This is a genomic window from Wolbachia endosymbiont of Cardiocondyla obscurior, assembly GCF_902713635.1.
Taxonomy (GTDB): domain Bacteria; phylum Pseudomonadota; class Alphaproteobacteria; order Rickettsiales; family Anaplasmataceae; genus Wolbachia; species Wolbachia pipientis.
The window spans coordinates 1-9633 of record NZ_CACTIU010000051.1 but is presented as its reverse complement, the minus strand read 5'-3'; the positions used below and the strand labels follow the sequence as shown (position 1 = coordinate 9633).

Genomic DNA, 9633 nt, shown 5'->3' with positions numbered 1-9633 from the left:
ATAACAAACAACGTCACTATTAACTATTGCATTCCAGAACAATTTGATGCATCATTCTTTTTGTAAAAAACATTCCAAACTTTCTCTCCACTTTTTCTGGGTAAGGTCATATGTGTACATCCCCATCATGAATGCTATTTTCGGTAAAATCTCTTACAACGCTCAAAAGCAGAAAAACAAAAACTTGATTTTCTCAGCTAAATAGTGGACCATCAAAAGCACGCATAAATATCTACAATGAAAGAAAAAACTTTCACAATCATCGATGGCTATGGTTTTCTTTTCAGAGCTTACTATGTACTACCTCACTTAATTACCACAACAGGAATGCCAATAGGTGGTGTATATGGCTTTCTGAATATGGTTCTTAAGTACATTGCCCATTCGGACTACTTAACTATAGCACTTGATGCAGGGAAAAAGAATTTTAGGCACAATTTATATCCTGAGTACAAAGCGAACAGAGTAACGCCTCCTGAGGATCTAACTCCACAGTTTACCATACTGAGGGAAGCGGTAGAAGCTTTTAACCTCAGCTATGAAGAGATTGAAGGTTATGAAGCAGATGACATAATCGCAACACTAGCTGCAAAATACGCCAACCACCAAGACTTTAAAGTGGTAGTCGTTTCATCAGATAAAGATTTGTTCCAGCTTTTGAATTACAATATTCTAATATTTGATCCTATTAAAAATATATACATAGATGAAAAACAAATAGTAGAAAAATTTGGTGTAAACTCACACAAGCTTCTTGATTTATTTTCTCTAACTGGTGATGCATCTGATAACATTCCAGGCGTTCCAGGAATAGGCCCAAAAACTGCCACTAAATTATTAGATGAATTTGATTCATTGAATAATATTATAGAGAACATTGATAACATCGAGCAAACGAGGATTCGTAATATTCTTACCGAACATAAGGAAAAAGCACTAATTTCAAGAGAACTTTTATCACTATGCGAAAAAGTAGACCTTCAACATGATATTGCAAAATATGAAGTCCATTCTCCAAACATGGAGAAATTGTTATCCTTTTTAAAGAAGTATGAATTCAATTCCTTGATAGGGAAAGTGGAAAAGCTTTTTTCCTATAGTGGGTCTAGCACAGAAGAAAAAATAGAATATAGTAGTGAAGAGTTAGAGAAATTTTTGGAGCATTGTAGATATGAAGGCAAAATTGCAATTCATTGCCACTTTGAAGACAACTTATTAAATAAAATTTCCTTATCTTATAGCAAAAGTAATATTTTTTATATAGGGCAAGACAGCATACAAGATGCACTCATTATAATTAACTCAACTTTACTCTCAAATGGGGCGCTTAAAATAATACATAACATTAAAGAAATCAGGAAAATCTTCCCTACAGTAGAGAAGATGCTAGATTCAGTTGATGATTTGATGATAATGTCGTATAGCTTGGATACAGGAAAACACGATCACAGTATTCCAAACATAGTTGCGCATAATTTGAGTGAAAATGCAGAAATTTTCTCGGCAAAAACTTTAATAGCAATTCATGAAAAGCTAAAGCAAAGGTTATTTCAGGAAAAATTGCTCACAATTTACGAGCGCTTCGATAAGCCACTTATGAAAGTAATATTTGATATGGAGAAAAATGGGATATTACTGAACATACAAAAATTACAGGAGCTGTCCGATAAATTTCAGCAGGTAATTGCCGTGCTTGAAGATGAGATATATAATTTGGCAGGAGAAAGATTTAATATTGCTTCGCCAAAACAATTAAGTGATGTTTTATTCAACAAAATGGGGCTTAATAAAAAGAAAAAGTCAAAAAAATCTGGATCGTATAGCACCAATTATGAAGTTCTAGAGGCACTCGAAGAAGAAGGGGTAGAAATCGCAAGTAAAATTCTAAATTGGCGACATTTAAGTAAATTAAAAGGCACCTACACTGATGCGCTAATAAAGCAAGTTGATTCCATTGATGGTAGAATACACACAAGCTTTTCAACGACTGCAACTGCAACTGGAAGGCTGAGCTCCAGCAATCCTAATTTACAGAATATTCCTATCAGAAGCGAAGAGGGAAATCTCATCAGACAAGCATTTATTGCGCCAAAAGGGCATAAGATAATTTCTGCTGACTATTCACAAATAGAGTTAAGACTCCTGGCACACGTTGCAAACGTTGCAGCATTTAAAGAAGCTTTTGCAAACGGACAAGATATTCATGAGATCACCGCTAGGCAAGTTTTTGGAGTGCAAGAAATAGATGAGCAATTAAGACGCAAAGCAAAGTCCATCAATTTTGGAATTATATATGGCATTAGCCCATTTGGTCTTGCAAAACGGCTTGGAATTACCATTGCGGAAGCTGCTGAATACATTAATTACTATTTTTCCTGTTACCCAGAAATAAAGGCCTATATGGAAAAAGCAGTGTCTATCGCAAGATTGCATGGTTATGTAGAAACTTTGTTTGGCAGGAGATGCTTTGTAAGAGACATAAACAATACAATTCCTTATATAAGACAATTTGCAGAAAGGGCAGCAATAAACGCACCACTGCAAGGCACCGCCGCTGATATAATAAAACGTGCGACGATTCAGCTTTTTGACCAATTAAAAGTAGGTAAAATAATCCTCCAGGTTCACGATGAACTACTGGTTGAAGTAGAAGACGAAAAGGTACAAGAAACAGCAAAACTTATGAAAGATATAATGGAAAATGCAATAGAAATTTCTGTACCACTTGAAGTAGAAATAAAAGTTGGCGACAACTGGGGTCTAAATTCCCTTAATTATGACTTAAACATCGTGAATTCTAGGAGTATAAATCATTTGAACTAATACGAAAAATATGTTAGAATAGAACATAGCAAATGCAAATAGGTCAGCCATGATAGGCACACAAGTAAAAAGTTCAAAACCTCCAAAGTTACCTACTCAGGTAATCTATGATGCCTTTATACAATTGCTAAAAAACAAAGTACAACCTAAAGAATTAAAGGAAGATGACGAGGCAGTACTCGCTTTCATGCTAAGTCAGAATCAAACTATATTCAATAATGTCAAGCTAGAAGATGTAGAACCACTCAGTGAAGAGAATTTTTCTCAGTTTTTACTTTCTGTGTTTAAAGAAATTAGGGAGCAAGGCTTAGCTAGAGAAGAGAAATTAAATGATGATAAAATACGACAAATAATAACCAAGTGTGTAGCTGATATACGGGGTACAGAAGCTAAAGATTCATCCATAAAGTTCGTATTGGAAATGCCGCTGCTGCTAATTGGAGGGATCAAAATAGACCCGAAAAATATTTCTGGCTCCTTTATGGATGGGGTGAAAGAAAAAATACCATTCTTAGGTAAAGACAAAAAAGAGGAAGATGAACCACCACTTAGTGATGAAGAGATGGTAAAAACGTTCTTACGTAAATCTTTATTTCCTATTACTCTTTTTGCTTTTTCAGCATTAATATTTGGCACTGGCCCAATTGCATTAGCAATTAGTGGTGGTCTCCTTGTATGGACTGAAGTAAGTACAATCAAAAGTCTTTTTTCAAATAACAAAAAAGGTACTTTGTATGACCCTAGCTCACAAGATAAAGATGATACAGAAAAGAGAGCAAAATTGAATAAAAAAATTTGCGATGGTATCAATAAAATTTTAGGAACCCCAGTCGAGAAGGCTAAAGGGAGTGAGCAACCCATTTCTGTTTCTGAACAAATTTCCCAAGGAAAAGAAAAGAGTGAACAACAACCTGTTCCTGAGCAAATTTCCCAGGAAAACAACAGGGAAAACGAAGAAAGCAAACAGCAAGATCAACCTTGGACAAGAAAGGAAAACGAACGAAAGGAAGAAAACACAAGCAACAAACAAGCAGGGATTACCTAAGTTTGCCAAAAGTGAGTTGTGTAAGAGGTCTACTATTATTCTATAGCACATACAACAGGAGTATGGTCAGACGGATTTTCTAGCTTACGCAATCTATCATCTATGTAGCATGTTTCCAATTTATCTACAGCTTGTGGTGATAACAGCATATAATCTATGCGCATTCCTTGATTATTTCTGAGTGAATTGCCTTGATAATGCCACCAAGTGAATTGTTGCAAATTTGGGTGAGATATTCTAAACGCATCTTTAAACCCAAGATTCAAGATTGCTCTTAACTTCTCACGTTCTTTTATATGAAAGCACACTTGGCCATTCAATAAGTTTGAATCAAAGACATCAATTTCATCCGGTGCAACATTATAATCGCCAGCTATAATAGTTAACTCTTCATTCTTTAACAAAGTGCTCATCCTTTCATATAGATTATCAAAAAACTTGAGTTTATATTCAAATGCTTGAGAGTCCGGGCTTTGACCGTTTGGAACGTATACACTTCCCACCCTTACCTTCTGATTATTGTGCTTTATTATGCACTCTATATAACGCGCTTCTTGATAACCTTCTACAATGTCAATTTTAAACTTTTCCAGTATTGGATATTTAGATAAAACACAAACGCCATTTCTTGCAACTTGTCCATAGATAGCATATTCATATCCTAACTTTTCTATCTCCGCATAAGGAAATTGCTCTTCCGTACATTTTATCTCTTGCAGCAAAACTATATCTATCTGACTATCAACTATAAAACTACAAAGTTGGTTAACTCTTTTACGTATGGAGTTTACATTCCAAGTTGCAATCTTTAGCATCAGCAATCCTTATTAATTATATCAATTAAACTCTCCCCAGTAGGCAACCTCGATGTTATAATTTTTTTCCACTTGATTAACTTTAAACTATCAGCAATGTTTTTACTCATGGTATATGCAACTGTATTATTCATCACATGAGATAGCCCACTTTTTAGAACTAATGAACAAAATACCCTTGCTGTCTGTGAGGAAAAAAAAGCAACACTACCAATTTTACCATCCAACAGTAAATTTTTACACCTATTAGTTAGACTCCTTTTAATGATTGTTTTATAGAGTACAACTTCTCTTACGTTAAAATCTTCTTCAGATAATCTCTTTTTTAGGTCACATGATACTTCTTGTCCTCTTATATATAAGAACTTTATTGCACTTGAATAGTGAGCTTTTATGAATGATATCAGACCATCAACGTTGCTGTCTGCTGAGATTATATCAGAAAATCCCAAATTTTTTGCAGCCTGCATGGTTGAATTACCAACTGTAATAATCGGAAAGTCATCCACTTTGCATATTTGACTAAAAGCCTTTACACTGTTTTTACTTGTGGATATTACAACGTCAAATTCGTGTGCAGATATATCAGGATTTAAGTACTTTATTGTGAATACTGGTTCTATATAAACTTTGTATCCATACTTTCTCAATATATTTCTTGTATTGAACGAATCCAATAAAGGCCTCGTTAATAAAATAGACTTCATTCTGATTTATTTTACTACCAGTAAAATAGTACCCTTTATACACAAATTACTGAATAAAAACTTTTATTTTGATAGCTTGAGCAATTATTCAAGTAATTGATGTGGAAGTAGGAGTACTAAGCGCTCCTACCCCAATAAGCCCACAATTTCTGCTTACACTTTTTTGACGCTAATTACATCGAACTCTTTTGAATGGCTTCCTTCAGTGGAATTATATAGCTAATATTCCTGTATAAGTTAAATAAGTTAATACTTAAGCTTGTACTCTTGCAGTATTTGAAGAGAGATTCTCAAGGACGTTTTTTGTCTGTGGTTCACTAATCATAGTTTGAACGATATTGGCTGCCATAATAACACAGCCTAGAATAAAAAAAGGCGTAGAAACAAAATAAATAACAGAAGACTCAAAAAGCGACATAGATGCAATACCTCCTATTAGAAATGAAGCACTGGATGCTATATCAAGATAGATCTTTGTTAACTTTTTTTGTCCTGGAGTGTTTTTTATGCCAGATTTCTTATTAAGATTCTGTTGTCGGGAATGATCATTTAGTGACCATATATTTAAAGCAAACGAAAGTGCACTGAATATAGTGCCGGCAATACTAAAATACAGACTTAAGACAGGAATATTCAAGACCAATGCCGCTATGTATCCAATGAAAGAGATAGTAGATAGTGTAGTAACTAAGCGTTTCGAGTAAGTTCGTACCTTCTTTCTGTAGGCTAACTTATCTTTTTCACCATACATAGCATAAATATTACCTAATATGTTATATTATAACATTAATTAATTCAATAAGCAATATGGAAGCTAAGAGTGCCCGAGAGAAGACTTGAACTTCCACAACTTAAAAAGTTACTAGCACCTGAAGCTAGCGCGTCTACCAATTCCGCCACCCGGGCTTTTTATAGTTTACTATGTTAAAGTTAAATAATATACTTAAACAATTTTTAGTTCAAAGGTAATGCCAAATCTAGATCAAATATTTTTTGCTCAAAACAATGTTAATATTAATAACGTATATAAAATAGTCAATAACGCTTTGAGCAATAGCGATGGTGGTGAGCTGTTTCTAGAATTTTGCCAGTCGGAGTCCCTGGTTTTTGAGGATAACATATTAAAACACATGGACTTGAATACTAGAAGGGGATTTGGTTTAAGGTCTTTTTGTGAAGATAGTACATCTTTCGTTTGTTCTTCTGAGATCAGCGAAAAAGAAATTAGTAATGCTGCTTCTATGGTAAAAAGCTCAGTGTCTTTAAACAAGACAAATTCAATAAATTTAAACGAAGAGACAAAAAGCCTATATTCGAGGATTAACCCTATAAATGAAATGGATCTGAATTCAAAGATTAAGCTACTCAATGAGGTTAATGAGTATGTAAGGTCCAAAAATAACTGCGTGAAGCAAGTAAAAATAACTCTAAGTGGAGAATGGCAAGTTGTACAAATAATAAAGGGTGATCACAGATTAAGCGATATCAGGCCTCTGGTACGTTTTAATGTGCTAGTCATTGTAGAAAAAGATGGCCGTACCGAAAGAGGTTCTGCAGGGCATGGTGGAAGGGACTCTTATAGTAAGTTTATTTCTGAGAAAAAGTGGAAAGAAGTTGCAAACCAAGCGTTAGAACAAGCACTGGTAAATCTTGAAGCAATTCCAACTCCAGCCGGAGAAATGACAGTCGTTTTAGGTCCAGGCTGGCCAGGAATATTGTTACACGAAGCCGTGGGTCATGGACTTGAGGGCGACTTCAATCGCAAAAAAGTCTCAGCATTTTCAAATTCTGTGGGTAAACAAGTAGCAGCTAGTGACATCACAGTAGTTGATGACGGAACTCTGCCCAATTTGCGCGGCTCTATCAGCGTAGACGATGAAGGCACTCCACCCAGTTATAATATATTGATAGAGGATGGGATCCTAAAAGGATACATGCAGGATCATATGAACGCTAAACTCATGGGTGTAAGCCCAACTGGTAATGGTAGAAGAGAAAGTTATAAAGAAGTTATTATGCCGCGCATGACAAACACCTATATGTTGCCCGGAAAGTATACACCGAAGGAAATAATATCTAGCGTAAAGAAAGGTCTATATGCAGTAAATTTCGGTGGTGGGCAGGTTGATATAACGTCAGGAAAATTTGTTTTTTCATCTTCGGAAGCTTACCTAATAGAAAATGGCAAAATTACACAGCCAGTAAAAGGAGCAACACTAATTGGTGACGGTCCAACAGTGTTGAAAAAAGTATCTATGGTTGGTAATGACTTAAAGTTAGATCCTGGTGTTGGCACATGCTCGAAAGATGGACAAAATGTGCCCGTTGGAGTTGGTCAGCCGACACTCAAAGTCGACGCAATAACTGTTGGTGGAACTGAGATATAGATAAGGGCTAAAACGGATTCCAGCGCACGGCGCACAGCTGTACAAACATTATGATTTGGAAGCAATTGCCACCAATAGGGTGTCATCCCAGTGTCTGGGCACTGCCTTTGTGTTTGAGGCAAAACTGGCTATAACATTTAACACACTGCTTTCGCAAATAAATGTTCGTACAGTTATGTGTCAGCTACTTGGATGACACTTTTGTACTTGATGCAAGATTATATCTTGAAAAAATTAAGTTTTAATGCTATAAAATAATTGTAAATTTTGTCTCCGTGGTAGCTTTATGAATGTTGAAAGTAAAAAAATACACGATGCTAAAATAAAATTACCAATATTTCTTGATTATCAATCTACTACTAAAGTAGATCCCCGTGTTTTAGAGGTGATGATACCTTACTTTGGTGAGTTCAGTAATGCACACTCTCGCAGCCATTCATTTGGTTGGACTGCTGAAGAAGCAGTGGAAAAAGCAAGGAAACATATCGCTGATCTGGTGAACGCAGATAGCAAAGAAATTATCTTTACCTCAGGTGCAACTGAGTCAAATAATACGGCAATCAAGGGTGTTGCTCACTTTTATAAAAATAAAGGAAATCATATAATAACTGTCTGCACGGAGCATAAGTGTGTTCTGGATTCTTGTCGGCATCTGGAAAATGAAGGCTTTAAAGTTACATATTTGCCTGTTAAGCAAAACGGAATTATAGATTTATCAAAGCTTGAGGAAGCAATTACTGATAAAACAATCCTGGTTTCAGTGATGATGGTAAATAATGAAATCGGAGTAATTCAGCCTGTAAAGGAGATTGGTGAAATATGCAGGAAGCGTAATATATTTTTCCACACAGATGCAGCTCAAAGCTTTGGAAAAGTTCCAATTGATGTTAATGAGATGTGCATTGATCTTATGAGTCTCTCTAGCCACAAAATTTATGGACCTATGGGAATAGGTGCATTATATGTACGTAGAAAGAATCCTCGTGTTAGGCTGATACCACTAATTAGTGGTGGTGGACAGGAAAGAGGCATGCGTTCTGGAACAGTTCCAACACCTCTTGCAGTTGGTTTTGGTGAAGCGGCACGTATTGCTAAAGAAGAAATGAAAAAAGAAACAACTAGAGTGGAAGAATTAAGGGATATTTTGTATAACAAGATAAAAGAAGCGTTTCCTGATATCGTTTTAAATGGTGATTATGAAAATAGAATTCCTGGCAACCTAAACTTGAGCTTTCCCTATGTTGAGGGTGAGTCTCTCATCATGGCAATCAAGGATTTAGCAGTAAGTTCTGGTTCTGCGTGCACGTCTGCGTCTCTTGAGCCTTCCTATGTAGTACGGTCGCTAAATAATGGCCATGACCTTGAGCATTCATCAATTAGATTTGGCCTAGGCCGATTTACAACTAAAGAAGAAGTTTTGTATGCAGCAGATCTTGTTGCTAAAAATGTTGGCCGACTGAGAGAAATGAGCCCACTTTGGGAGATGGTACAAGAAGGAGTAGATTTGAACACCGTGAAATGGGACTCCCATTAAATGTATCCATTCAGCCAGTCCAATTGCAAATGCACTTTGAAATTACTCTGTACCGTTCACACTTAATTCTTCAATCTCACTAATAGAAAGGCCAGTAAACTTGACAATAGTGTTGACATCAACATTATTAGCCAGCATTGCTTTTGCGACTTCAATTTTCCCTTCAATTTTCCCTTCCTCTTTACCAATTTTGATGCCTCTTTCTTCGCCAATTTGGATGCCTTTTTCAGTAGCAAGGTCAAGTCTGTATTCAAGAATGGCTTCTTCTTTGCGTAGATCCATTATTCTTTCTTCGTAAGCTACTAAATCTTTTTCATTCCAG

Annotated in this window: 8 protein-coding genes, 1 tRNA gene and 1 pseudogene; 5 read left to right on the top strand and 5 right to left on the bottom strand. The window is 35.8% G+C overall.

Annotated features, from left to right (window positions below):
- Positions 1 to 237 precede the first annotated feature (237 nt).
- Positions 238 to 2823, top strand: coding sequence for a DNA polymerase I (gene polA, locus WOCAOBSORBRA_RS04400; protein ID WP_174516013.1), 2586 nt, complete (start codon positions 238 to 240; stop codon positions 2821 to 2823).
- Positions 2824 to 2872: 49 nt separating this feature from the next.
- A complete protein-coding gene (locus tag WOCAOBSORBRA_RS04395; protein ID WP_174516012.1) occupies positions 2873 to 3868 on the top strand; it encodes a hypothetical protein in 996 nt (331 codons plus the stop codon).
- Positions 3869 to 3903: 35 nt separating this feature from the next.
- Here WOCAOBSORBRA_RS04395 and WOCAOBSORBRA_RS04390 read toward each other — a convergent pair whose 3' ends face one another.
- From WOCAOBSORBRA_RS04390 to WOCAOBSORBRA_RS04375, 4 genes are all read right to left on the bottom strand, one after another.
- Complete coding sequence (locus tag WOCAOBSORBRA_RS04390) at positions 3904 to 4683, bottom strand: exodeoxyribonuclease III (protein ID WP_174516011.1); 780 nt, start codon at positions 4681 to 4683, stop codon at positions 3904 to 3906.
- Positions 4683 to 5390: a uroporphyrinogen-III synthase gene (locus tag WOCAOBSORBRA_RS04385; protein ID WP_010962976.1), complete on the bottom strand. Its 708-nt coding sequence runs from the start codon at positions 5388 to 5390 to the stop codon at positions 4683 to 4685. The genes WOCAOBSORBRA_RS04390 and WOCAOBSORBRA_RS04385 overlap by 1 nt, the downstream gene beginning before the upstream one ends.
- Before the next feature lie 253 nt (positions 5391 to 5643).
- On the bottom strand, positions 5644 to 6141 hold the full coding sequence (locus WOCAOBSORBRA_RS04380; RefSeq protein WP_010962975.1) for a hypothetical protein: 498 nt from the start codon (positions 6139 to 6141) through the stop codon (positions 5644 to 5646).
- 70 nt (positions 6142 to 6211) lie between these two features.
- Positions 6212 to 6296: transfer RNA gene (locus tag WOCAOBSORBRA_RS04375), tRNA-Leu, on the bottom strand.
- 62 nt (positions 6297 to 6358) lie between these two features.
- On the opposite strand from WOCAOBSORBRA_RS04375, the gene tldD reads away from it, so the two are divergent.
- From tldD to WOCAOBSORBRA_RS04360, 3 genes are all read left to right on the top strand, one after another.
- On the top strand, positions 6359 to 7777 hold the full coding sequence (tldD, locus tag WOCAOBSORBRA_RS04370; RefSeq protein WP_010962974.1) for a metalloprotease TldD: 1419 nt from the start codon (positions 6359 to 6361) through the stop codon (positions 7775 to 7777).
- Positions 7778 to 7832: 55 nt separating this feature from the next.
- Positions 7833 to 7973 (top strand): hypothetical protein, encoded by a 141-nt coding sequence (locus WOCAOBSORBRA_RS04365; protein WP_153296798.1) that lies wholly within the window; start codon positions 7833 to 7835, stop codon positions 7971 to 7973.
- A gap of 90 nt (positions 7974 to 8063) precedes the next feature.
- Positions 8064 to 9311, top strand: a complete 1248-nt coding sequence (locus tag WOCAOBSORBRA_RS04360; protein WP_174516010.1) for an IscS subfamily cysteine desulfurase — start codon at positions 8064 to 8066, stop codon at positions 9309 to 9311.
- A gap of 42 nt (positions 9312 to 9353) precedes the next feature.
- Here the strand turns inward: WOCAOBSORBRA_RS04360 and WOCAOBSORBRA_RS04355 are convergent.
- Positions 9354 to 9633 (bottom strand): annotated as a pseudogene (locus WOCAOBSORBRA_RS04355) (Rpn family recombination-promoting nuclease/putative transposase); the annotation flags it as partial.